The organism is Coprobacter tertius (assembly GCF_024330105.1).
GTDB classification, from domain to species: Bacteria; Bacteroidota; Bacteroidia; order Bacteroidales; family Coprobacteraceae; genus Coprobacter; species Coprobacter tertius.
On record NZ_JANDHW010000002.1, the window covers coordinates 270,100 to 295,465 of the forward strand.

General features: G+C 39.0%; 23 protein-coding genes, 1 tRNA gene and 1 pseudogene. 13 read left to right on the plus strand and 12 right to left on the minus strand.

The annotated features are described in order from the left end of the window. Positions 1 to 6: 6 nt before the first annotated feature. From NMU02_RS02910 to NMU02_RS02920, 3 genes and pseudogenes are all read left to right on the plus strand, one after another. Complete coding sequence (locus tag NMU02_RS02910; RefSeq protein WP_255025690.1) at positions 7 to 735, plus strand: YebC/PmpR family DNA-binding transcriptional regulator; 729 nt, start codon at positions 7 to 9, stop codon at positions 733 to 735. A gap of 133 nt (positions 736 to 868) precedes the next feature. Then, positions 869 to 1,058: pseudogene (locus NMU02_RS02915) on the plus strand (TIGR03905 family TSCPD domain-containing protein). A gap of 118 nt (positions 1,059 to 1,176) precedes the next feature. Beyond that, positions 1,177 to 1,686, plus strand: a complete 510-nt coding sequence (locus tag NMU02_RS02920; RefSeq protein WP_255025691.1) for a type I restriction-modification system subunit M N-terminal domain-containing protein — start codon at positions 1,177 to 1,179, stop codon at positions 1,684 to 1,686. 230 nt (positions 1,687 to 1,916) lie between these two features. Here the strand turns inward: NMU02_RS02920 and NMU02_RS02925 are convergent, their stop codons facing one another. After that, positions 1,917 to 2,420, minus strand: coding sequence for an RNA polymerase sigma factor (locus NMU02_RS02925; RefSeq protein WP_255025692.1), 504 nt, complete (start codon positions 2,418 to 2,420; stop codon positions 1,917 to 1,919). Positions 2,421 to 2,709: 289 nt separating this feature from the next. Here NMU02_RS02925 and NMU02_RS02930 point away from each other — a divergent pair, with 289 nt between their 5' ends. The 4 genes from NMU02_RS02930 to NMU02_RS02945 all read left to right on the plus strand — a co-directional run bounded on the left by NMU02_RS02930 (position 2,710) and on the right by NMU02_RS02945 (position 6,699). Next, positions 2,710 to 4,098, plus strand: coding sequence for an NfeD family protein (locus NMU02_RS02930; protein WP_255025694.1), 1,389 nt, complete (start codon positions 2,710 to 2,712; stop codon positions 4,096 to 4,098). 19 nt (positions 4,099 to 4,117) lie between these two features. After that, the gene (gene kdsB, locus NMU02_RS02935) at positions 4,118 to 4,885 is read left to right on the plus strand and encodes a 3-deoxy-manno-octulosonate cytidylyltransferase (protein ID WP_255025695.1); all 768 of its coding nucleotides are present in this window, start codon (positions 4,118 to 4,120) and stop codon (positions 4,883 to 4,885) included. Between the two features lie 6 nt (positions 4,886 to 4,891). Beyond that, the gene (locus NMU02_RS02940; RefSeq protein ID WP_255025696.1) at positions 4,892 to 6,181 is read left to right on the plus strand and encodes a M16 family metallopeptidase; all 1,290 of its coding nucleotides are present in this window, start codon (positions 4,892 to 4,894) and stop codon (positions 6,179 to 6,181) included. 71 nt (positions 6,182 to 6,252) lie between these two features. Then, complete coding sequence (locus tag NMU02_RS02945) at positions 6,253 to 6,699, plus strand: methylglyoxal synthase (protein WP_255025697.1); 447 nt, start codon at positions 6,253 to 6,255, stop codon at positions 6,697 to 6,699. Between the two features lie 60 nt (positions 6,700 to 6,759). Here the strand turns inward: NMU02_RS02945 and dnaB are convergent, their stop codons facing one another. Next, positions 6,760 to 8,286, minus strand: coding sequence for a replicative DNA helicase (dnaB, locus tag NMU02_RS02950; RefSeq protein WP_255025699.1), 1,527 nt, complete (start codon positions 8,284 to 8,286; stop codon positions 6,760 to 6,762). Positions 8,287 to 8,457: 171 nt separating this feature from the next. On the opposite strand from dnaB, the gene ispE reads away from it, so the two are divergent. The 5 genes from ispE to NMU02_RS02975 all read left to right on the plus strand — a co-directional run bounded on the left by ispE (position 8,458) and on the right by NMU02_RS02975 (position 12,644). Next, positions 8,458 to 9,282: a 4-(cytidine 5'-diphospho)-2-C-methyl-D-erythritol kinase gene (gene ispE / locus NMU02_RS02955; protein ID WP_255025700.1), complete on the plus strand. Its 825-nt coding sequence runs from the start codon at positions 8,458 to 8,460 to the stop codon at positions 9,280 to 9,282. Between the two features lie 67 nt (positions 9,283 to 9,349). Continuing rightward, complete coding sequence (locus NMU02_RS02960) at positions 9,350 to 9,844, plus strand: ferritin (RefSeq protein ID WP_255025701.1); 495 nt, start codon at positions 9,350 to 9,352, stop codon at positions 9,842 to 9,844. Between the two features lie 129 nt (positions 9,845 to 9,973). After that, positions 9,974 to 10,573, plus strand: a complete 600-nt coding sequence (locus NMU02_RS02965; protein WP_255025703.1) for a nucleotide exchange factor GrpE — start codon at positions 9,974 to 9,976, stop codon at positions 10,571 to 10,573. A gap of 19 nt (positions 10,574 to 10,592) precedes the next feature. Next, a complete protein-coding gene (gene dnaJ / locus NMU02_RS02970) occupies positions 10,593 to 11,744 on the plus strand; it encodes a molecular chaperone DnaJ (protein ID WP_255025704.1) in 1,152 nt (383 codons plus the stop codon). A 192-nt stretch (positions 11,745 to 11,936) separates the two neighbouring features. Next, the gene (locus tag NMU02_RS02975) at positions 11,937 to 12,644 is read left to right on the plus strand and encodes a class I SAM-dependent methyltransferase (RefSeq protein ID WP_255025706.1); all 708 of its coding nucleotides are present in this window, start codon (positions 11,937 to 11,939) and stop codon (positions 12,642 to 12,644) included. A 127-nt stretch (positions 12,645 to 12,771) separates the two neighbouring features. On the opposite strand, the gene NMU02_RS02980 is transcribed toward NMU02_RS02975, so the two are convergent. The 4 genes from NMU02_RS02980 to serB all read right to left on the minus strand — a co-directional run bounded on the left by NMU02_RS02980 (position 12,772) and on the right by serB (position 18,231). Continuing rightward, positions 12,772 to 12,845: transfer RNA gene (locus NMU02_RS02980), tRNA-Arg, on the minus strand. Positions 12,846 to 13,049: 204 nt separating this feature from the next. Then, complete coding sequence (locus NMU02_RS02985) at positions 13,050 to 14,312, minus strand: metal-dependent hydrolase family protein (RefSeq protein ID WP_255025707.1); 1,263 nt, start codon at positions 14,310 to 14,312, stop codon at positions 13,050 to 13,052. 218 nt (positions 14,313 to 14,530) lie between these two features. After that, on the minus strand, positions 14,531 to 16,840 hold the full coding sequence (locus NMU02_RS02990; protein ID WP_255025708.1) for a patatin-like phospholipase family protein: 2,310 nt from the start codon (positions 16,838 to 16,840) through the stop codon (positions 14,531 to 14,533). Between the two features lie 155 nt (positions 16,841 to 16,995). Continuing rightward, positions 16,996 to 18,231 carry a phosphoserine phosphatase SerB gene (gene serB, locus NMU02_RS02995; RefSeq protein WP_255025709.1) on the minus strand — a complete coding sequence of 412 codons (1,236 nt, stop codon included), beginning with the start codon at positions 18,229 to 18,231 and terminating at the stop codon, positions 16,996 to 16,998. A gap of 337 nt (positions 18,232 to 18,568) precedes the next feature. On the opposite strand from serB, the gene NMU02_RS03000 reads away from it, so the two are divergent. Then, complete coding sequence (locus NMU02_RS03000) at positions 18,569 to 19,069, plus strand: TlpA family protein disulfide reductase (protein WP_255025710.1); 501 nt, start codon at positions 18,569 to 18,571, stop codon at positions 19,067 to 19,069. Between the two features lie 62 nt (positions 19,070 to 19,131). Here NMU02_RS03000 and NMU02_RS03005 read toward each other — a convergent pair whose 3' ends face one another. The 6 genes from NMU02_RS03005 to NMU02_RS03030 all read right to left on the minus strand — a co-directional run bounded on the left by NMU02_RS03005 (position 19,132) and on the right by NMU02_RS03030 (position 25,365). Beyond that, complete coding sequence (locus tag NMU02_RS03005; RefSeq protein WP_255025711.1) at positions 19,132 to 20,844, minus strand: ArnT family glycosyltransferase; 1,713 nt, start codon at positions 20,842 to 20,844, stop codon at positions 19,132 to 19,134. Beyond that, the gene (locus tag NMU02_RS03010) at positions 20,828 to 21,802 is read right to left on the minus strand and encodes a glycosyltransferase family 2 protein (protein WP_255025712.1); all 975 of its coding nucleotides are present in this window, start codon (positions 21,800 to 21,802) and stop codon (positions 20,828 to 20,830) included. The genes NMU02_RS03005 and NMU02_RS03010 overlap by 17 nt, the downstream gene beginning before the upstream one ends. Then, positions 21,799 to 22,215 carry a GtrA family protein gene (locus NMU02_RS03015; RefSeq protein ID WP_255025713.1) on the minus strand — a complete coding sequence of 139 codons (417 nt, stop codon included), beginning with the start codon at positions 22,213 to 22,215 and terminating at the stop codon, positions 21,799 to 21,801. The genes NMU02_RS03010 and NMU02_RS03015 overlap by 4 nt, the downstream gene beginning before the upstream one ends. Beyond that, positions 22,190 to 22,849 carry a trimeric intracellular cation channel family protein gene (locus tag NMU02_RS03020; protein WP_255025714.1) on the minus strand — a complete coding sequence of 220 codons (660 nt, stop codon included), beginning with the start codon at positions 22,847 to 22,849 and terminating at the stop codon, positions 22,190 to 22,192. The genes NMU02_RS03015 and NMU02_RS03020 overlap by 26 nt, the downstream gene beginning before the upstream one ends. Before the next feature lie 167 nt (positions 22,850 to 23,016). Further along, entirely contained in the window at positions 23,017 to 23,532 is a 516-nt protein-coding gene (locus NMU02_RS03025; protein ID WP_255025715.1) for a ferritin, read from the minus strand. Positions 23,533 to 23,700: 168 nt separating this feature from the next. Continuing rightward, positions 23,701 to 25,365 (minus strand): bifunctional aspartate transaminase/aspartate 4-decarboxylase, encoded by a 1,665-nt coding sequence (locus NMU02_RS03030; protein ID WP_255025716.1) that lies wholly within the window; start codon positions 25,363 to 25,365, stop codon positions 23,701 to 23,703. Between the last annotated feature and the right edge of the window lies 1 nt (position 25,366).

The following is a 25,366-nucleotide window of genomic DNA, read 5'->3' on the forward strand; positions in this document are numbered from 1 at the left end:
AGTACAATGGGAAGAGCGTTTGAATACCGTAAAGCCAGAAAATTAAAACGTTGGGGGAATATGGCCCGAACGTTTACCAAATTAGGTAAGGAGATTTCTATAGCTGTAAAAGCCAGTGGTCCCGATCCCGATGCAAATCCCCGTTTACGTGTTCTGATGCAGAACGCTAAGGCTGCAAATATGCCTAAGGAGAATGTTGAGAGGGCGATAAAAAAAGCGATATCGAAAGACGAAGGCGATTATAAAGAAGTGGTATATGAGGGATATGGCCCTTATGGGATTGCTATTGTGGTAGAAACAGCTACCGATAATACTACGCGTACTGTAGCAAATGTGCGCAGTTATTTTAATAAATTCGGAGGATCGTTGGGAACAAGCGGAAGTTTATCATTCTTGTTCGATCACAAGAGTGTATTTAAGATAAAAGCTAAAGAAGGGGTATCTTTGGAAGATTTAGAACTCGAACTGATCGATTTCGGTGTGGATGAAGTGGAAGCCGAAGGAGAGGAAATCGTATTGTACGGTGAGTTCGAATCGTTTAATAATATACAGAAATATCTTGAAGATAACGGTTTTGAGATTCTTAGCGCCGAATTTGAACGTATACCGAATGATGTAAAAGAGGTGACCGAAGAGCAGCGCACTCAAATAGAAAAATTGCTCGAGAAATTTGAAGATGATGAAGATGTACAAAATGTTTTCCATAATATGAAAGAAAACGAGGAGGAAGAGTAATTACTTTGTACAGAAAAATATGTGAACAGGAAATCGCTAAAAAAGTGATTTCCTGTTTTTTTTCTGAAATAAATATAACTTGACTATGAAGACGATATATTATACGGAAGCTACGTGTAGTTAACAGATAGAAATGGAGATGGAAGATGATATAGTGAAAAAAGTAAAATTCACCGGTGGGTGTAATAGTAATTTACGGGGAATTAACCGTTTGTTTATCGGAATGAAGGTTTTCGGAAATAATCAGTCGGCTCGAAGATGTACGATGCGGTAGTCGTCATACTTCGTGTCCGGACCAGTTGTGTAAAGCTTTATGCAAATAAAAATAAATATTTTTTAACTGCTTGTAAATAAGAATTTATATAATAACTACCTGTTCTTTATTATGCTTGTTTAATAAATATCAAAAATATTTTAGAGGGTCGATTTTGTTATACGGATATGAAAACAAAAGAGAAATATCCGTACAAGGCCTTGTACAAGGTTGTGAGTCGAATTCAAAATCGGCCCGACGAATATGAATACCAGTATTATATCATTATTATGCTGATGTTGCGATATTTTCATCAGGTATTTAACGGTCGGGTAATTCTTGTGCGCGGAGGAAATCCTCCAGCCGATTTATATTATAAGACAACTGAAGAACAGTTGAGTATTTATACTTTTTATCTTATTTGCGAAAAGTGTAGATGGAGTTATATTCGAGATAATCGAAAAGAAGGACGGTTATCCGAAATATTATATAATTGTATTGGTGAAATGAAGAATTACTTTGTTCACCTTGAAGATATTTTTTCGTTATTGGAGGATGCCCCCCAACTGGATGACGCACATCTCGGTTATATGGTAGGCTTGATAGACCGGATCGATTTCTATGTAGATGGTAAGCCGGATAAAGAATGTCTTGCCGATTTATTGAATTATGTCTTGTTTTTGTTTTCTACGAGATAACTTATAAATAGTTTTGATTGTATAAATAAGACGGTGGAGATAACGTAAAATCACGAACGGTAAACTGTGTTTCGAATCAACGCAATTTGCCGTTCGTGATTTTTCTATTTTTCAGATACTTTTTTATCTAAAATTATTCTTTGGTGCAATTTATGAAAATTATTTTGATACGTAATTTCCGGAAAGATGTTCAGGTTAATTCCTTTCGGGATTAATAACCGGTATGGGAATTATTTATAATCTTTCAACATTTCCTGTAACCGTTGTCGTGCAAAGAAGATCCTACTTTTTACTGTTCCCAAGGGCAGACTCATTTTGTCGGCGATCTCGTGATATTTAAATCCTGCTACATGCATCGAGAACGGGACTTTATATTCATCGGAAAAACTGTTGATGGCCTTGGTAATCTCTTTTACTGTAAAAGAACCTTCAGGGGTATTAAATCCCGATTCTTGTGGCAGATTCAGATGATATAGGTCTTCAGTCTGGTCTACTACCGTTTGATTTCGTACAATACGACGATAATTATTGATGAAGATATTACGCATAATCGTAAATACCCATCCTTTAAAATTAATGTTGTCAATGTACTTTTCTTCGTTATCGAGAGCCTTAAGCGTCGTATCCTGTAAGAGATCTTTCGCTTCCTCTCGGTCGGAAGTCAGCATGTAAGCAAAGTTTAAAAGATTGTCTTGCAACCCGAGCAATCGCTGTTGGAATTTGTCTGAATTCATAGTTACAAAAATTAAAATTGTTAGACGTTATTAATCCTTTTTGCTACTGCTCATATACAAAGCTAATTAGATAACAGGTAAATACAAAATATATTTCATGAAAATATGTTATTTAACAGTGTTTAAAAACATAATTATGAAACATATTATTATGTAAATATGAAAAGTCGGAAGTAACATAATGTGATTTTTTAGTCGATTACCGATTGAAAAAATGTTTTTACCTGTGTGATGCACTGTTTTTCATGGAAAAAATATAACTTCGTATATTCTTAATAACGGATAATACATGAAAAGGTTCCCATTTTTGTTCATATTTTTTTTATATTCAGTTGTTTTCGGTACGAATGCGGCAGAAAAACCTTTAATTTATAAAATCGATATCAAAAAGGAGATAGGAAGTACCACTTGGCGATATATGCAAAAAGGGAACGACGAGGCGGTGAAACACGGTGCAGATGCAATATTGTTGCATCTGAATACTTATGGCGGAACTGTAGTGCATGCCGACTCGATACGAACATTGATACTGAACAGTAAAATCCCCGTATATGCGTTTATCGATAACAATGCAGCTTCGGCAGGAGCTCTCATCGCGATCGCTTGCGACAGTATTTATATGCGTCCTGGTGCAAATATCGGGGCTGTGACGGTTGTAAATGAAACAGGAGCAGCTATGCCGGATAAATATCAGTCGTATATGAGGGCTACGATACGTTCGACAGCAGAAGCTCATGGCGCAGATACTACGATTACTTCAAAAGGTGATACGGTCATTCATTGGAGACGAGACCCTCGCATTGCAGAAGCTATGGTAGATGAACGGGTAGTTATTCCGAATGTGGTAGATTCTGGTAAAGTTTTAACGCTTACAGCTCAGGAAGCTGTTAAACTGGGATATTGCGAGGGTATTGTAAATAGTGTAGATGAAATCGCCACAAAGCATCTCGGATATAAAGATTATCGTATCGAGCAGTATAAGCCGTCTGTATATGATGAGATTGCCGGCTTTCTCAGTAATCCGGCCCTTCAGGCGATATTAATAATGATTATTATCGGCGGTATTTATTTCGAACTTCAGTCTCCTGGATTGGGATTTCCTTCGGCAGCTGCTATTATTGCCGCTATTTTATATTTCGCACCTTTGTATATGAGCGGAATGGCGGAAAGTTGGGAAATATTGATTTTTGTCGCGGGAATTATTTTACTTGTTCTCGAGTTGCTTGTGATACCCGGTTTTGGAGTGGCAGGTATCCTTGGCAGTATTTTTATATTTACCGGGTTGATACTTGCTTTAGTAAATAATGTGAATTTCGATTTTTCTCCAGTGGCTTCTCAGGATATCAGCCGTAGTATACTTACTGTTGTATCGGGTATTATTTGTGGTTTTGCATTAACTTTATATTTAGCACATAAGATCGGTTCGAAAGGTATATTTCGCCGACTGGCTCTTCAGTCATCGCAAGAAGTGAAAGAAGGTTATATAGGAGTTCCCGAACGGTTATTCGAAATGGTAGGGAAAGAGGGTGTCGCTGCTACGATATTGAGACCTGCCGGTAAAGTTACAATCGGAGATGACGACTATGATGCGGTGGCTCTGTATGGATATATTGAAAGGGGTGAACCGGTAAAAGTCGTAAAAACTGAGAACAGTCAGTTATATGTGGTTAAAAAGTAGATTATAGTAAGATAAAGAAATGAACGATATCCATAATTTTATAGGAATTATACCGGCTCGTTACGCTTCATCCCGTTTCCCGGGAAAACCTTTGGTTGATATGCGAGGGAAAAGTATGATACAACGGGTATATGAGCAGGCTGCGAGTGTACTCGAGAGTGTATTTGTAGCTACCGATGATGTACGTATATACGAAGCTGTTATCGCATTCGGAGGACAGGCTGTTATGACTTCTGAAATGCATAAGAGTGGTACCGATCGTTGCCGCGAAGCATGGCATAAAATAGGAAAAGGACGAGATGTAGTTATTAATATACAGGGCGACGAGCCGTTTATTAAACCGGAACAAATTCGCGATATCATGGCCTGTTTTGAAGATCGGGAGACTCAGATCGCAACATTGGTACGGCCGTTTACTCCTGAGGACGGAATTGAGGCTCTTGAAAATCCTAATTCCCCGAAAGTTGTATTGAATGATCGTAATGAAGCCTTGTATTTTAGTCGTTCGGTTATACCTTATCTGAGAAATATACCTCGGGAGGAGTGGCTCGGTTCACATATTTTTTATAAACATATCGGGATGTATGCGTATAGGGCTTCTGTGTTAAATGAGATTACGTCATTACCGCAATCTTCGCTCGAAATTGCCGAATCGCTCGAACAATTACGTTGGTTACAGAGTGGTTATCGTATAAAAGTCGGAGTTACGACTCAGGAAACGATCGGCATAGATACTCCCGAAGATTTGCAGAAGGCTTTGTTATTTTTAGACAGTATCTCAAAATAATCAGTTATGACAATATATCCTGATAGAACCAGCCAGCCGGAAGTTAAAGATTTCGGAACATTGGTATTACCTGAAGCTCGTGAAATCATGTTATCTAATGGGATACCGGTTTACGTGATCAATATGGGCGACCAGGAGGTTTCTCGTATCGATGTAATGGTAACAGCCGGAAAATATGATCAGGAGAAGAGCCTGGTAGCTGATATGGCTAATGTGATGCTGAAGGAGGGAGCCGGAAATCGTACTTCGGCACAGATTGCCGGACAACTTGATTTTTATGGAGCCTGGTTACAAAATTCTGTCTCTTTCCACAATTCGTATGTTACGCTTTATTCACTCAATAAATATTTCACTCATACGTTGGATATTCTTTCCGATCTGATTATGCGTCCGTTTTTTCCTGAAGAGGAATTTAGCACCATTTCTTTGCGTCGCAAACAACAATTGACGATCGAATTGGAAAAGGTTCAGTCTTTAGCTACGAGAGCCTTTTTATCCCGATTATTCGGGAAGCATCACCCGTATGGGGCTGTGGCGGATCCGCATGATTTCGATAGTCTGACAAAAGAAGACCTTTTTAAGTTTCACCGGAATTATTATAATCCCCAATATATTCGTATCGTGATTACGGGGAAAATAACGGATGAAATGTTGAAATTACTCGATCTGAGATTGGGTATGGAGTTTGGCGATTTTACGAATAAAAGCAGCTCACGGGTATTTAAAATAGAACCGTCGACTCAAAAAGAAATATTCGTTGAAAAAGTCGGGGCTTTACAATCAGGTATACGTATCGGAATTCCCGTAATGAATCGTTCTCATCCCGATTATTTACCTATGCGCGTGTTGAATACGTTATTGGGAGGATATTTCGGAAGTCGATTAATGCTTAATATAAGGGAAGATAAAGGTTATACCTATGGTATTTCGTCTTCTTTGATAGGGCAACGTTATGGCGCTTATTTATCGATTTCTACACAGTCGGCAACCGAGTATACAAAACCGCTTGTAGAAGAGGTATTTAACGAGATAGAACGCCTAAAGTGCGAGCCGGTACAAGAAGAGGAATTATCGATGGTACGTAATTACATGCTGGGAGAGCTGGCTCGTTTATTCGATGGCCCTTTTCCGGTTGCAGATGCTTATATATCTATGCTTGCAAACAATTTGTCTTTCGATTATTATAATCGTCAGGTAGATATTATACGTTCGGTAACACCAGATGATATTATGCGCCTTGCCGGAGAATATCTTAAAAGAGATAATTTTTATGTCGTTGTTGCCGGGAGTAAATAAGATATTTGTGATTGGCATTGTATTTGAACAGAATATAACCGACGTTGTTTAACTTAAAAACGAATCTGAGTATGAAAAAAAGGTTGACGATCGCATTAGTAGCACATGATAATCGAAAGGCCGATTTGGTGGAGTGGGCCGTACATAATGCCGAACTTCTTTCGAAGCACCACCTTGTATGTACAGGTACTACGGGAAGTCTTGTGAAAAAAGCGTTTGAAGAGAAAGGAATCGAGGCGGAAATAACTTGTATGAATTCAGGTCCGATGGGTGGAGATGCTGAAATTGCCGCAATGGTCGTTAAGAAAGAGATCGATTTAGCTATTTTCCTGATCGATGACTTGAATGCTCAGCCTCACGAAGCCGATATACAAATGTTGTTGCGTCAATGTCGTATACATAATATACCAATTGCCTGTAACCGGTATAGTGCAGACCTGATGATAACAAGCACATTGTGGGATAGTGAGGATTATGTACCTACCGAACAAAAATATGTTGCTTTTAAAAGAGAATAGTAATATGTCTTTTTTCAGAAATATAAAAAGGATGGTAATTGCCATCCTTTTCTATTTAGTTTAAAAAGGTACTTCGTTCCCATTTTCTCCGGCAAGGAAAGCAGCGGCGGGATCGGGGCCTGCATTGAAATTTTCGATAGGCGGTAAATTATCGGTCGTAATGCCGGTCCCGAATGTTCCACCGATTTCAGTATCGTCAGTTATATTTTGAAAACGGGCGTATTCGCCTTTAAATCTCATCCGCACATTTCCTGTAGCACCGTTACGATGCTTGGCGATAATTATTTCGGCCAGTCCCACCAAAGAATGACCGGCTTCGTCTTCTACAATCTTGTAGTATTCGGGACGATGTATAAAACATACCATATCGGCGTCTTGTTCGATAGCTCCCGATTCACGAAGATCGGATAGTTGAGGGCGTTTATCTTTATCTTGTCGGTTTTCTACACTACGGTTAAGCTGTGAAAGGGCGATGATAGGGATATTCAGTTCTTTAGCCAGACCTTTAAGAGATCGAGAGATCGTACTTATTTCCTGTTCACGGCTTCCGAAGCTCATACCGCTTGCATTCATAAGCTGTAGGTAGTCTATAATAAGTATCTTTACACCGTGTTCGCGAACCAGTCGCCGTGCTTTGGTACGTAATTCGAATACCGAAAGGCTGGGAGTATCGTCAATATATATAGGAGCGTCGTAAAGATCTTTTATTTTCGACATGAGCTGTTCCCATTCGTATGGGGCCAGTTGTCCGCTTTTTATTTTTTCACCCGGGATTTCGCAAGTATTTACAATAAGGCGATTTACTAATTGCACGTTCGACATTTCGAGCGAGAACATCGCAACCGGTGTATTGTAATTTATCGCCATGTTCTTAGCCATGGAGAGCACAAAAGCAGTTTTCCCCATTGCAGGACGAGCTGCAATGATAACCAAATCGGAGTTTTGCCATCCGGATGTTATTTTGTCGAGATCGTTGAATCCGGTCTGAAGTCCACTGAGGCCGTCTTTTCGATTAGATGCTATTTGAAGAATATCGAGAGCTTCTTTGATGACGGGGTTGATTTGTGTAACGTCTTTCTTTACATTTCGTTGAGAAATTTCGAAAAGTTTCCCCTCTGCTTCCTGCATGAGGTCATCTACATCATTGGTTTCATCGAAAGCTTTCGTTGAAATTTCGCTCGAAAAGCGGATAAGTTCGCGGGCCAGATATTTTTGAGCGATAATACGGGCATGAAATTCTATATTAGCGGCAGAAGCTACTCGTCCGGTCAGTTCAGCGATTATAAATTCTCCTCCCACTTCGTCAAGTTCCCCTCTTCGTCTTAACTGTTCGGCTACGGTAAGCATATCGATCGGCTTTTGCTGCATAGCCAGGTCGACAATCGCCGAATAGATGAGCTGATGCTTATGTTCGTAAAAACAATCGGGTTTAAGAATATCGCTAACGATAGCATAAGCATCTTTTTCGAGCATAAGCGCCCCCAATACTGCTTCTTCGAGTTCTTGTGCCTGAGGTTGCAGTTTTCCTAATTCGCTGATCGGGTTTGTCGCTTTAGGCGATCGATAGTTAGAGCGGCGTTGTTCCATTAATTGGGAAATAAGATTTGGTTTATTGTGAATACAAACGTAAGGAAAGTTTTTATATCAACAAAATTAAAAAAAGGAATCTTCTGAACAGGGTGTTGATTATACATTGAAAAATAGCTATCTTTGCGACCTCTTAAGAATACGTGGAATTAAAAACTTTTGCTGAATGACATGCTGTTATTCCCGAATGCTAAAATAAATCTGGGATTGAATATCCTGCGTAAACGTCCCGACGGCTATCACGATATCGAAACCGTTTTTTATCCGGTAAATCTGACGGATGCTTTAGAAGTGGTTCCTTCTGTGGTAGGAGGTTCTTGTAATCTGCATCTTTCCGGTATACATATCGGTGGAGATCCGGCAAAGAATTTGGTAGTAAAGGCTTATGATTTGTTGGCTGTCCGATTCGAATTACCTCCTGTGGATGTTTACCTGCATAAAGTTATTCCATTCGGAGCGGGATTGGGAGGCGGTTCGTCAGATGCGGCAGATATGTTGCTCATGCTGAGAGATTCTTTTAAATTACCGCTTTCAGATGACGATTTATCCCGTTATGCTTCTCAGTTGGGTGCCGATTGTGCTTTTTTTATTCGTAACCGACCGATGTTGGCACATGGAATAGGCGATGAAATGGAAGAAATCGGGATTACATTATCTGGATATTCTATCGTTTTGGTAAAGCCTGCCGTAATGGTATCTACTCCCGAAGCTTATGCCGGGGTTACACCTCGAATTCCCGAAGTGACTCTTTCTGATATTATTAAGCTTCCCATACGAGAATGGCAGGGGCGACTTGTCAATGATTTCGAACCGAGTGTTTTTGCAAAATATCCGCAGATAAGCAAAGTTAAGGACGATATGTATCGGATGGGGGCCTTGTATGCTTCTATGTCGGGTTCGGGCTCTTCGGTTTTCGGCATATTTGAACAAATACCGGAGGAGTTGTCGTTATATTTCGTTAACGATTTCGTATATACCGGCGAGTGCCGGTTTTAATCTGAACGTTTTCAACTTGATGAATGTTATACTGTTTCAATAATCTGAAACTTATAAAACATTAATTATGTTGAAGAAACGAATGGAAGAAGCCCTGAATACACAGATAAATGCAGGGATATGGTCGGCTCATTTTTTTCTGTCTTTGTCATTGCATTTTACGGCGTTGGGATGGCCCGGTTTTTCTTATCGGATGCAGAGGCAGTATGAAGAAGAACAGAGAGAGACATTTAAAATGATCGATTATGTGCAAAAGCAGGAAGGCCGTATATTACTCGGCGATATAGTGGATGTACCGGTATCTTTCGGTAATGTATCCGAGTCGCTCGATCGGGCGATGGTACATTTAGTGAGAATTACCGATTCTATTGATACTTTGGCTGATGAAGCCCGTAATGAAAACGATAAGGCAACACGTGCGATGCTCGATTGGTTTATTTTACGTAGGGTAGAAGAGGAGTCTGCTATGTCTGAACTGATATCGAGAGTTAAAAATCTCGGAGACGGGGTCGGTTTGTATCTCCTCGATAGAGAATTACTGCAAAAGGATTTTAAAGCGTAAAAAACTGACAAAACATGACAAAAATACTGAAACAATATAGTGGCAGTATTTTTGTAGCAACAAATGCGACGTCGATAGCAAGTGTCGTTAATTAATTAAACAAGTAATAAAAAAGAAAAATATATAGCCATGAGTGATAAGAAGAATAAGAAGAACGAGGCTCAAAAACAATTTGCTAATGGTAAGTCTCCCGATAAAAAGGAAAGAAATGAAAAGGGGATGACTGATGAGGAACAAATGCTTCCGGAAATGGAAGAAGAAAGCGCTGACAAACTGACAGCGGAAGTCGCCGAACTGAAAGAGAAAATTGAAAAACAGAACAAAGATTATTTGCTGCTGATGGCTGAGTTTGATAATTACCGTAAACGTACTTTGCGGGAAAAGGCAGAAATCTTGAAAAACGGCAATGAGGATTGTTTAAAAGGTATTCTTCCTGTTATCGATGATTTCGAACGAGGCTTACTTTCAATTGGTGATACATCGGATGTAGAAGCTGTGAAAGAGGGTATGTTGTTGATATACAATAAGTTTAAATCCTATCTCGAACAGAAGGGGGTAAAAGAGATTCCGGCACAAGGAGAAGATTTCAATACCGAATATCACGAAGCAGTTACGATGTTTCCGGCTCCTGATCCTGATCAGAAAGGCAAAGTAATAGATTGTGTGCAAAAAGGTTACACACTAAATGATAAAGTGATACGTTTCGCTAAGGTAGTAGTTGGCGAATAATTAAAAATTAAATATTTTAATGAGTAAGCGAGATTATTACGAAGTGCTGGAGGTTTCTAAAACCGCAACAGCCGAAGAAATAAAAAAAGCATATCGGAAAAAAGCGATACAATTCCATCCGGATAAAAATCCCGGAGATAAGGTGGCGGAAGAAAAGTTTAAAGAGGCTGCCGAGGCTTATGAGGTCTTAAGCGATCCGGATAAAAGAGGCCGTTATGATCAGTTTGGTCATGCAGGAGTAGGCGGTGCAAGCGGCGCCGGCGGTTTTGGTGGTGCAGGAATGTCGATGGAAGATATTTTTTCCCATTTTGGCGATATATTCGGCGGCGGTTTCGGTGGTTTTAGCGGTTTTGGCGGCGGAAGTCGTTCTCGAAGACATGTTAACCGTGGCTCGGACTTACGGGTAAAAGTAAAACTCACACTCAAAGAAATAGCAACTGGAGTTGAAAAGAAAATAAAAGTAAAAAAATACGTCGCGTGCAAATCTTGTAATGGAACTGGCGCCGAGAACGGTACATCCTATACTACCTGTTCGACTTGTAACGGTAGCGGGGTGGTGACAAGGGTACAGCAAACCATTTTGGGGGCAATGCAATCGACAACGACGTGTCCTACATGTGGCGGTGAGGGTCGTATAATAACGAGCAAATGTAAAGAATGTAACGGTGAAGGTGTAAGACTCGAGGAAGAAGTGATTACTTTGAATATTCCAGCAGGTGTTGCCGACGGAATGCAACTCTCGATGAGCGGAAAAGGTAATGCAGCCCGTCATGGAGGGGTAAACGGAGATTTACTGATTTTAATCGAAGAAGAAGAGCATCCCGAACTGTTACGGGATGAGAACGACCTTATTTATAATTTATTACTCGATTTTTCTACAGCTGCTTTGGGTGGTTCGGTAGAGGTGCCGACAATAGACGGTAAAGCTAAGGTGAAGATCGAACCGGGAACTCAACCCGGAAAAGTGTTGCGTTTGAGAGGGAAAGGCTTGCCTTCGGTGAATCGTTATGGAGTTGGCGATTTGTTGGTCAATGTATCGGTATATATTCCCGAGTCGCTGAATGCAGAAGAAAAGAAAATGATCGAAAAATTGAGCGGATCGGAAAACTTTAAGCCGACAAAGTCTGTTAAAGATAAAATATTCAGTAAATTAAAACATATGTTCGACTAAGTGGCTTTTTAAGAATAAAACGGCATAAAGAAACAATCTTTATGCCGTTTTATTATGTATTGTAGGGAGTAACTGTTTTTGTGTAGGAGAGTTCAAATTTGTTTTTTGTATCAAACGTTCATTTATACGAGAGAATTTGTTGTGTTCGAATTATTTGAATAAATTCGGTGGCGGTGATTAATACGGTTAATGATGGCAAATTACGAAGATTATACATATAATGCGAAAAACCTGTTAAGGAGATTTTCGCATCGAAAACGTTTCTGCAGGTCGGTAGAGGCGATAAGTTTTACAGAAGGTTGTCGAACGTCTGTTCTCGATTTTGGTTGCGGTGATGGTATGTTTTTGAATAAACTGAATACTTGTTTCCCTGGTTTTTGCGATCTTCTCGGATATGAACCTTATATGAAACCCAGACGTGATAATATTGTTGAGATTGTAAATTTGTGGGAGGATGTACTTTCTTATGTCCAAGAAAATGGTAAATTTAATTATATATGTTGTTTTGAGGTTTTGGAGCATATGACCGTAAATATGCAGGAAGATATGTTGCAAAAAATGCTTTCGGTAATTACAGAAAAGGGACGAGTAGTTTTATCGGTTCCGATAGAAAAAGGATTGCCGGTACTGGTAAAAGGAATTTTAAGACGTCGAAGCGGAGGTTCTTGGAGAGAAATATATTCATGGAAAAATATAGGATTATCTTTTTTGGGAAAAACTTTACCACACTTTAGGGAAAATAGTGAATATCTCACGCATATGGGTTTTTATTATACCGATCTCGAACGTCTTTTGAAAAAATATTTTACTATCGAAAAACGATATTTTTCTCCACTGGGAACCTGTTTTTCATTTGTTAATTCACAGGTATTTTATCATTTGATACCTAAAATATCGTGAATTTATATCTATCCGTATTCTCCGTGTAGATAATGTCTTAGTAGTATATGCAGGCTGAATAAATAAGTAAATCGGGCTGTATAACTGATTGAAAAAAAGAGTTACATATATATGTAACTCTTTTTTGTGACTCCGACAGGATTCAAACCTGTAACCTTCTGATCCGTAGTCAGATGCTCTATTCAGTTAAGCTACGGGACCTTATCTTCCAGCCATACCTTTACGGTTTCTCGTAAAAAATCCGTTCGAGGACAGCTTTGATTTTTTCAGGTGCAAATGTACGAAATAAAACATAAATGCCAAGCATTTTCCGTTTATTTTTTGAAAGATATTTTACATATCGTATTATTTAGGTTTATTAGGGGATGAATTAAATAAAAAACAGGTATACTTTTATGTCTGTTTTTAGGGTTGTAGAATATTTTTGTAAATGTTTCCGTTTTTCATGATAATCAGAATGTTATCTTGAGGGGAATCTAATACATTGATGTCTTCGAGTGCATTTTTTTTGAGTAACAGCATATCCGCAAAAGCTCCTTCTTTAAGAACTCCTATTTCTCCGGGATAAGGGTTTCGTCTTCCCGATAATCCGAGTAAGGTTCCGTTATCGAACGTGATCATTTTTAGTATTTCAAAATTAGAAAACCAATTTGTTAACTTGCCGATTCCCTGATTCTGTTTTTTAGTATTTTCGGGGTTGAATAGCAGATCGGTTCCCCAAGCAAGTTTTACTTTATATTTTTTCGCCAACTTGTAGGTATTATCGGTACCGTTTACGATCATTTCGTGTTTTTCCTGTTGTTTTGGAGTCGGGTATGTATTATCGTCTTTAGTAAAAGGTTGAACGCAAATCCATACATCGTTTTCTGCAATCAGTTTCATTGTAGGTTCGTCAATGAGATGTCCGTGTTCGATACTTTTTACGCCGGCCCGGACAGCTCTGGCAATTCCTTCGGGGATATAAACGTGTACCATAACGTAAGTGCCGGCATCTTCGGCAGCCTTTACAGCAGCCTCTATTTCTTCTTCAAAAAATTGAGAGTCTTCCAACTGATCATATAGCGATGCAGCTCCGCCGCCTACCATTAGTTTAATCTGGCTTGCACCCAAACGTATGTTATTACGGGCGGCTACCGTAACGGCATCCACCCCATCGGCAATGGTGGCAGCTCCAATTTTTTCGGTGTGAGTAAGAGCACAATCAAACGGGTGAGGAATATCATATACGGCTCTGAAATCTCCGTGGCCTCCGGTTTGGGAAATAAGCGAACCGCTCGGGAAGATACGGGGACCATTAACAATGCCTTCATCGATTGCACGTTTTAATCCAAAAACAGGTCCACCGGCGTCCCGAATGGTGGTAAAGCCTCTTAATAAAGTATTTTCAGCTTCTTTGGCAGCTTTTATTTGTGGATATGACGTATCTGCTGTAAGTAAGTCTATCATGGTATTAGCTGCCATATAAGCGTGCCAGTGTGCGTCGATAAGACCGGGCATTAAAAATTTGCCTTGTCCTTCAATAATTTCTGTTTCCGGATCGTCGGTTTCTATCGGTTGTTCCGATATTTTTTTTATCAGATTGTTTTCGATCAGAATATTTCCTTTAATCGTTTTGTTATCTTTTCCGTTAAATAGCTCTACGTTATTTATCAATGTACTTTTTCCCATAAGAATAATTTATAAATATTTCTTTTATTATCATTTCGCCAGACAGATTTCGTCTGTTTTATAAGGTAAAACGCAGACTTATGAGTGATTGTTTTTTTATATAAGATTTTTATGGGATATTCTGATAAATATGTAGTTGTGAGGAAAATCTATGTTTTTAGATTCTCAAGTTTAAAGGTACGATAGTTCAGCAATATTGTAAAAAACGGATTTTTCCGTTATTCTAAAAATTTAGGATTATATAAAAGGAAGCCGAGACCGACTCCAAAATTCCAATTGTCTTTTGGGTAGCTATATTTGTTAACATATATACTTATAGAAGCAAACGGTAAATCATATACGAGAGCTATTTCCCCAATATATTCAAAGGAGCGCATAAATTTCCCGTAATAAGGTTTGTTGGTATTTTTTTCACTTTTGATTTTATAAAAAGGGACAAAACCATATAACTCGGTACGCAGTTGCAGTTTGTTTATGATATGCCAGATAGGCAGAATACCTGCAGCTATGTACTGGGTTGCCCTGAACGCCTCATTAAATACCATTTTGCTATGTGGTGTAGGTGTAAATGCCGGAGCCTGTATGATGGTCGAGGTATAATTATTGAAAAAACTTTTGCTCGATAATACCAATTCTCCTCTTACTCCCAGAGTGAATTTAGGAGTTAAGCCGAAATAATTTTGTGACTGAGCTGTCATTTGCAACCACGAATGTTTGGCTTTATCGGTAGATTGTTTCGGCCTTGTTTTTCCGTTACTTGCATAGTAATATTCTTTTCCATAGGCTGCTTCACCGATTACCGATATGCTGCTTCCCGTAACCGGAAACATGAAGCTATTGAGCGTATTTTTCTCGAATCGTAACGATCCCATTAAAAATTTGTAGTTACTTTTATCGCTTGTTGTTTGAGAATAATCTACTACGTTCGACTGATAATAATTATCCGAAAGTAATCCGTATCCAACAGTCAACTCCGTTTTGCCAGTTGTCAGGAATGGTAATCCTAACCTTATTTTTGCATAAGATTCGGCATTAGCGATAAAAGTCGGCGATTCGTCGGTATAAAAAAGTTTTTCGCTTTCGAAATATTTTTTCTTTGAATATGAGCCGATTACCTTCAGGTACATGGGCATGTGGCTCGGAAGTTCGAAACGGGCCGAGGCTGTTCCTGCGTTATAGGCACGCCCGATTTGACCGCTGACTTCGATGTCCATCGGGTATAAATTAAGGGTACGATATTTTGCACCTAAATAGATTTGGTTGGTATTACCGGAGGAAACATATCCTCCGAGTCCCAAAGCTATGTTATCTTGTATTTTAGCTTTTAGGTCGAGTGTAAAATATCCGGTTTTTTCATTATAAATAGCATGCGGTATGAGATCGGATATTTTAGAATCGGACAAAAGTTTATAATAAGAACGTTTTACATCTTCCTGTGTAAATGTCGTATCTTTTTCGTCGGGTAGAAATTGTCTTTTGATATAATTTTGTTGAAAATGATTTCCACCTTCTACGGTTATGTTATTGAAGATCAGTTCGGGCGTTTTACTTTTAAAAATCATCCTCTGCATCTCCCTTGTGTCGGTAGATACTTCTCTCGGAATTCTGGATTTAATCGAATCTATCATAGTTTCGGCTTTCTCGTATCCGATATTAAAAATGGCATCAGCTTTCGGAAAATCGAGAAGCCCGAATTCTTTTAAGTCGAAATCGAGCAGAATTCCGTCTTTTTCATCGAGATTATAATCCGTTTTTTGCATGACCATATTTTCAATCTGTGCCATCAGATTATTTTCGTCAGGCTTTTCTGGAGCCGAGGCGACATTACTCCCGATAATTATATCGGGATTGAAATCGTCTTTCATAACGTCCAAGGGGAAATTATTATAAATACCTCCGTCGTAAACCAGTACACTATCTATTTCGATGGGTTTAAACACAAACGGAAAGCTCATCGATGCCCGTACTGCATCCCCTAAATCTCCGTTTTTAAGAATAAGCGGCCTTTTATGGTAAACGTCGGAGGCAACAGCTCTGAATGGAACAAAAAGATTGTTGAAATTACCTGCTGATTGTGCCGTATAAGGAGCGAAAATACGCATGAAAGCAAAATTCATAGGCAAGGGATTGATCAGGCTTTGAGGTAAAAAATGAGGGGTTATTTTACTCGAATCCTGTAAACTGATTTTAAATGAAGCGAATTCGGGTGTCGGGTCGGGTTTTTTAAAATAGTAAATATAATCTTCCTCCATTGTCCCCGTCGACCAGGATACAAAATCAGGAGATTTAATAAGTTCCATCATTTCAGAAGGAGTATAACCCATTGCATAAAGGGCCCCGACGATTGCTCCCATGGATGTGCCGGCAATATAATCGATGGGAACATTGTTTTCTTCAAGGGCTTGGATAATTCCGATATGAGCTATTCCTTTCGCCCCTCCTCCGCTGAGTACGAGCCCTACCGTTTGAGCATGGCAAAGAGACAATACCGGGAACAAGAATAAAAAGAATAAAATAATTTTTTTCATATCCTACCGAGAGTCATTATATGACCTTCAAAGCTAATTGTTTTTTGTCAAATAACACCGGCCGTTCTTCTTTAAATTGAAGCAACAGTACGATTTTTTGGATATATAACCGTATATCCGTTATTAAATATATAACGGAGTAGACAACAAACGGTTTATCGTAAGTGCTGTTTCTCTTCGAAATAGGAGTCTTTAAAACCGATGAAATAAAGAACACCGTCGAGACCTATTGTCGAGATCGATTGCGTTGCGTTTTCTTTTACTTTAGGTTTGGCATGGTATGCGATACCTAAGCCGGCCGTATTTAGCATCGGTAAATCGTTTGCTCCGTCTCCGACAGCGATTGTTTGTGCGATATCTACATTCTCTACTTGTGCAATAAGACGTAATAACTCTGCTTTCCTACGACCATCTACAATATCTCCGAGATAACGTCCGGTCAGCTTACCGTCTTCTATTTCGAGCTCGTTGGCATATACATAATCGATTCCGTATCTTTTTTTCAGATAATTGCCGAAATAGGTAAATCCACCTGAAAGGATAGCTATTTTAAAACCGGCAGTTTTCAGCACCTGCATGAGCCGATCTACACCCTCCGTTATTGGCAATGATTTTGCTATTTCTTCCATTACCGATATGTCGAGACCTTTTAGTAATGAAACACGTTGTTTAAAACTCTCGCAAAAATCAATTTCACCTCTCATGGCTGCTTCGGTGATTGCTTTTACTTCGTCGCCTACTCCAGCCCGTACGGCAAGTTCGTCGATTACCTCTGTTTCTATGAGTGTAGAGTCCATATCGAAACAGATGAGCCTTCTGCATCGGCGGAACATATTATCTTGTTGGAACGATATATCCATCCCTTCGTTTACTGAAAGCTGCATAAAACTCGACTGCATTGCATCTTTGTTGATCGGATTGCCTCTTACCGAAAGTTCTATGCAAGATTTGGGGCTACGTACATTTTCTTCGAGCGGAATACGGCCGGTAAGACGTTGTATGCCATCGATATTGAGCCCTTGATCGGCGACGATTTGTGTAACCGATGCGATTTGTCGGGCTGTAATTTTACGACCGAGGATAGTAATGATATAGCGATTTTTACCCTGTTGCGATACCCATTCGCAATACTCTTTCTCACTGATGGGTGAAAATTTTATATTCACATCGAGTTCGTATGCTTTAAAAAGGAGGTCTTTAAGAATTTCGCCCGATTTATCTCCGGTAGTCTTGAACAAAATTCCTAAAGATAATGTATGGTGTATATCTGCCTGTCCGATATCGAGTATAAAAGCATCGTAGCGGGCCAGTATTTCGGTTAAGGCAGAAGTTACTCCCGGTCTATCTTCTCCGGAGATACTGATAAGGATGATTTCGTTCTTTTGATTCATGTTTGAATTTTGCAAATTTATAAACTACAAAGATAGGAAAAAACCTTTCTACAAGCTACTTTATAAGGTAAAACCGGTCATAAAAAAGGGATATTTTAATATTGAAAAAAGATAAAACAATGTTATCGAGAAGGTTATTGATTGCTCTGATCGTGAAAAAATGTAAATAATATTTTGCGGTTAACCGGATTTTTTGCACCTTTGCAGCGTTTTATAAATCTTTACTTGAAGAAGAGCGCTTCTGAAGGTATAGATTAACTGCTGAAAATCAGCGGGGTTTGTATTATGCAGACGGGAGTCCCATATACAGATTTAGTGCGAATCATAAAACATCAGCATGAAGAATGTAAAGTCTATTTTTGCTGTATTTGTATTATTTTTATTGTTTTCGTTCTCCCATAATGACATGAGTCCGAAGGTGGGGGTTAAATTAGGAGAAACAGCTCCTGGATTTACCATCGACGATACTCTTTCCGGAAAATTTGATTTGAATAGTGCAAAAGGGAAATATGTCGTTTTAAATTTTTGGGCAAGTTACGATGCCAATTCGAGAATCTCGAATATACGGTTCAACAATGAAATCTCACGAATAAACAAGGATGATGTTCGTTTCGTTTCGATCTCATTCGACCCGAATGAGAATGTATATCGTGAAACGGTACGACTCGACGGTGTAGATACAAATACACAATTCTATGACAATGAAGGTGAATCATCCGGTATTTACCGTAATTTCCGCCTTCAAAAAGGGTTTGGCAATTATCTGATCGATCCTCAGGGAGTGATCATCGCCAAAAACTTCAGTCCTGAAAAGTTGACAAAACTGATAAGTCAATAAACTGACAAAAGCCTGCGATCCTATTTCTTTTTTGATCGCAGGCTTTTTTATTTTTATTCCTGTTATTTTATTTCGGTGAATTTGTACAGGTAAATGATATCTTTTACATCATTTCCTTTTCGCTCGCTGATAAGTATCGGTTCGAAATGATATTTTTTGCCGTATTCTTCCTGTATAAAGTTAAAATCATGTTTTCCGACCAGAAGAAAACCGGTTTCCGGTCTGTTTTCTTTTTCGAAATCGATAACCCGGTTGTCGTTATAGAAATTTACAATAAAAAAATGCATCATCGGTGCGCTGACGTAGGAATATATATTTCCCGTTGGAACGGTTTCTTTTACTTGTTCCGCAAAAGGACGCATCGATTTGGCATTTAGTATTCCCGGGAGAATAAAGGCGTCGAGAAGTATTTGCAACCAGAAAAACAGAGCTACTATTGTATATAAATATCGATTGTTGATAGTGAGGTCACGTTTATTTTTATATACATGATAAAGCACGATGATAAGTACGATGAGAGATAGAATGCTTCCGATGTTCCAGGGAGTTTGTAAAGCCGTAATATAATGCGATGCTAGCGCTGAATATTTTGCAGGTAGAATATCGGGATTTATCCAACCGGTTTTCAGGGTAATGAAGATAAGTATGACCAGTGAGGTGAGAATAGATAAAAAGGCTCCGAAAATTTTCCATACTTTTGATCTGTTTTGTATCAGCCATAGCATATATTCTGCCAAAAAATAAGCCAGAAAAGGATATACGGGTAAAAGGTAAACCGATCGCTTGCTTTTAGGAATACAATAGAAAACGAAAATAACAGCGAAAGATAGTAATGAAAATAATCTGACACTATCCATTGTTTTTATGTAATTCTTAAAATAATTCCACCATTCCGTCGGTTTCCCTTTTATTTTTTTCGGTCGGAAAGAGAATAATGAGATAACAACTAATATCGACCAAGGAATGAAGCCGGCCAGTGTTGTATAGATGTAATAAAAAATAGATTGTTCGTGAGATTCATAGGACATTTTACCCATAAAGCGTCCAAAATTTTCTTCTATTACCAGGTTGATAAAATTATCTCCCCCCTGTTTCCATGCCAAATAATACCATATTCCCGGAAGAATGCAGGAAACAATGACCACGGGAATAAATTTCAGACATATTCTTAAGAATTTTTCTCGTTTTATGAGTAGATATATTCCGGATACGAGACAGGGAAGAATAATGCCGACAGGTCCTTTGGTGAGGGTTGCTGCCCCCATAAGAAGAGTTGCTATCAGCGGGAATCCCCTTAGCCCTTTTTCTGTCCATTTAAATAATTGAAAAAGAGCTGTTACGATAAACAGGGTTAGCACCATATCTACCCGGGCTGCCATTGCGGCTCTATGTACTTCGAAAGCCGACAGGAATAACAAGGTCGTAAGAAATGCGAGATTGTTGGTCGTACGTTTGGCAAAAAACATAAAACAACACAATGCAAGGATTATGGTTGCTAAAGCAGAAGGTAACCGGGACGAAAATTCGGTTACCGTACCGTACGGCATCGATAAAGCCGCTGCAATCCAATGAAACATGGGCGGTTTATATGCAATATCTCCACCGTTGTTTTCGGGTAATACCCAATTATCGGTCTGGATCATACTTACCGAAACAATCGCTTCTCGGGGTTCTCCTTTGGTGTGGAAATCGGTAAGCCCTAAGAAGGGAAGTAAAGTAAGCACACTTACAGAGAAAACAAGGATAAACAGAGTGGCTTTAGAGTTCAGGCGCATGTGTTTTTTCTTTTTTAGGTGTATCTGTATCGAAATTTAACTTTTCTTGTATAATATATTCAGGACGGTTTTTTGTTTCGTCGAATATATTTCCGATATATTCTCCCAAAATTCCTATTGTAAATAATTGTATCCCTCCTAAGAATAAAATTGTAATAATCGTAGAAGACCAGCCCGGTACGACTTTGTCTACCGCAAATAATTGTAGGTAAAGAATCCAGATAACGAGTCCTAAAGCAAAAATCATAGAAATACTTCCCAGTGAAATGGCTAATTTCAAGGGCTTTTTGGAAAAGCCGAAGATACCTACTGATGCGAGTTTTATCATTTTTCCAAATGAATATTTTGTTTTTCCGGCGGCTCTTTCATCCCGATCGTAGTAAAAAGGAGTTTGTTTAAATCCCATCCAGGTAAATAATCCCCGCAAGTATTTATGTTTTTCTGGAAATTTTTTGAATGTGTTTATGACCTGACGGTCTATGAGTCTGAAATCTCCGGTATCGACAGGAAAAGAAAAATCGGAGAGATAATTCAATGTACGATAGTACATTTTGGCAGTGAGCAATTTAAAAAGCGATTCGCCTTTACGTTGGTTACGTACAGCGTATACTACGTTGCTGCCTTCCTGAACGTAAGTTTCTATCATTTGGGGAATTACTTCGGGGGGATCCTGTAAATCGGCATCGATAATGACTGCGACATCTCCGGTACAATTATGTAACCCGGCGGTAACGGCATTCTGATGACCGAAGTTACGTGAAAAAGAAATTACTTTTACATTCTTGTCTTTATGGGCTAATTCCGTGAGTATATTTAATGTATTGTCGCGACTGCCGTCATTGATCATTACTAATTCGTAGTCGTAACTATTAGTACGCATTACATCGGTAAAACGTTGATAAGAAGTATGAATGACTTCTTCTTCATTGTAGCAGGGTATGATAACGCTTAGTTTCATAAACCGTTTTTATTTTTAAAGGTTATGTACCTGTTGAGTATATAATTAAAAATCGTATATATTCCCATAGAAAGAAGCTGAGCCCAGTTTTGAGATATTCCTATTTTTTCTACCATAACCAGTAGGCAGATGTATTGTAAGGTATAACAAATTCCGAAAGTAAATGTAAAGAGAAGAGCTTCTTTGATAAACCGGCCGTCTTTTTTGCGGAATACCCAGAGTTTATTCCAGAAAAAACTGTTGATGAGTCCGGCAATATAACCTATAAAGTTTGCGGTCGTATATTTTACCTCGAATATATTTTGTAAAATATAAATTATGGCGAGAGATACGCCGGTATTGATGCATCCGACAACTACGAATTTTGTAAATTGCCTTATGATTTCTTTATCTATTTTCAATGTCTGATTCATTTTTTACGGGAGTAATATATTCGTCTTCACTTTTGAGAACGGGAAGACTAAGATGGTATTTTGCCGAAACCAGCCGTATTGCGATTACCGTTGCGGCGGCGATCGATTGTGTGGCGATCGCATTCATGCCCGTCCGGTAACATAACCAGTATGCAATTCCTCCGAAAGCACAGGCGAGTGCATAAATGTCTTTACGGAAGACCAATGGTTCTTCGTTGATAAGTATGTCTCTGATTACGCTCCCGAATGCTCCCGTTATCGTACCCATTATGATTGCTACCCAAAAGGGATAGCCGGTTGCAATAGACTTTTGTATCCCTACTACAACAAATAGTGCCAGTCCGATAGTATCAAAAATAAAAAAAGTATTATTGAGCTTGATTACATATTTGCCGAATACGATGACGAATAAAAGCGATAGGGCTGTAACGATGAGGTATATACTGTCTTGCATCCAGAAAATAGGTAAATTCAGTAATACGTCTCTGACGGTACCGCCTCCGATTGCAGTTACCAGGCCGACGACATAGGCCCCGAACCAATCGAATTTTTTAGCCGAAGCCAATCGGATACCGCTTATGGCGAACGCGAGTGTTCCTATAATTTCAATAATGTAAGCGAATGTAGTTCCCATTTTTCCCGTTTGTCGTGCAAAAATACAAATTTTATGCGATTCGGCGTATGTTTGGCTTTTATTATTGAGCAGTAAAAGAATTGCTTTTCTATTTTATATAAAAAAGACTTTTCCGGAAAAACGATATCACAGAAAAGCCTTTTTGTTCCAGTCGGTACAGATATGTATCAATTTCCGACTAAAGGAGCAGCCTGTTTGTAAGTACGGGCTCCTAATTCTTTGTCGAGCATATATATACCGAAACCATTATCTTTAATCATTTTCAGACTATCGATTAAACCTTGTGCGGTTTCTTCTTCTTCAACTTGTTCGTCGATAAACCATTTCAGCATACTCTGTGTCGCATAATCTTTTTCTTCTGTCGCCAATGCATATAAATCGTTTATCATTCCCGTAACTTTCTTTTCGTGTTCGAGTGTATCGATATATGCATCGAGAGGGCTTTCCCATTCGGTTTTTACACCTGCAATAGGGGTAAGTGTGACTTTCCCGCCGCGTGAAAGCAGATATTTTATAAATATCTGTGCGTGATCTTGCTCTTCTTTGAATTGTATTCCAAACCAATTTGCGAAACCGGGATTACCTTTAACAGCGAAATTTGCCGACATAGACAAATAAAGATAGGCCGACCAAAATTCGGCATTGATTTGTGCGTTTAAAGCTTCTTCGATTTTCTTATTCATTTGTATTCTCTTTTTAGGTTTTTGAGTAGTTACAAATATAGAAACATATTGTTAAAATATGAAATGAATTATCATAATTTTTTAAGCATCTTTTTGCCGATTTATAAAAAACTGTCCGACAAAAAATTGTCGGACAGTTAACCGTTAAAATAAGTGATGGATAAAATCTCATTCTTTATTCTTAGACTTTTTCCAGGTGAGTGCGTATTCGTCTAAAAGAAGTCGTACCCCTTTACCTATTTTTTTATACTCGTCTTTATCCAGGTTAGCCAAGGAAGCGCGTATCGACCAGTCGGGTCCATCGAATCCGCTGCCATTCAGCAAAACAATACAGGTATCTTTTGCCAGTCGGATAACGAAGTCCAATGGATCGTAATTAGCTTCGAGATAACAGGCGAATTCATCACCGTATAATTTTTTGGCCCATACCATGATATCTATTTCGGAATAATACCCGGCTCTGAGCGGATCTTTTATGAGCTCGAATCCTGTATTTTCCCACATGGCGTCGAGTCTTTCCTTTATTATCGCCTGCATTTTCTTTTTGTAGATATCCTGTTTATCGAAAAGACTGAAAGCTGCAAATAAGGACATTTGCATTTGCTGGGGTGTAGATAGTCCGGCTGTATGGTTAAGAGCCACCATGCGGCTGTCGGCTACCATCCGGTCGATAAATTTAAATTTTTCGGGGTTCGGAGTGATCGAACTGTATCGGTTGTGCAGGTCTTTTGTATCTTTCTCAGATAATTCTGCAATCATTTTATCATATATATTATCTTTGCTCAGAGCGATAACGGCCAAACGCCATCCGGTTGCGCCGAAGTATTTTGAGAATGAATATACGCAAAGTGTATTTTCGGGTAACTCGTACATTAAAGATCTAAAATCAGGCACGAATGTACCGTAAACGTCATCGGTAATAATCATCAGATTAGGATTATCTTTTTTGACAATGCCGATGATTTTATCCATTGATCGTTTGTCGAGAGTGTAGGAGGGAGGATTACTCGGGTTTACAATGTACATTACCTTTATCGACGGATCCCGTAGTTTTTCCAGTTCAGAGTCGGGATATTGCCAAGTGTGCAACCCGTTTTCGGTCATTTGGGAAGCTTGCACTTTTGTAACTTTAAAGCTGAAACGATCGAGTTCGGGGATTTCGATATAAGGAGTAAATATAGGAGTCATAAGGGCGATGTGATCTCCTTTATCGATGAGGTGATTTACTTGCAAAGAATCAAAGATGTAACACATGGCGGCTGTACCGCCTTCGGTCGCAAATAAATCGTATGTCGTATTTATCGGTTGTCGATCGCACATTTCCTGTTTCAGATAATCCTGTACGATAATTTCGGTATATTTCAGAATACGGTCGGGTACCGGATATTGGTCTCCGACAACAGCCTCAGCCCATTCGTGAATAAGAGAATCGGGGTCGGCTTTTTTTTCGTCGATGAAATAATGATAAGTTTCTCTCAACAACTCGGCTCCTTGTTCTTCTTTGTGCTTTATCATAAATTCTTCGAATCTTTTAGCGATACCTTTTGCTAAAGGTATACCTGCTATACCTTCTTTTAAGTCGAAGGTATGTCTGCATTCTTCGATGCCGAATTTATTTAATAGGATAAAAGCTTCTCTGGGTACGGTAGCGATCCAGTTGGGGTTTCCTCTACCGGCATTCAGAAACATGCAGAATGCTTTTCGAGTATGTTCTTCGGCAAACTCGATGAGTTTGTTTTTTATTTCGAAAGGGCTCATCTGTTCCAACCCTTCTTCAAATTTCCGGCTGTAACCTTTCATCAGCGCGGAGGGTAATTTTTCTTTACAATCCATA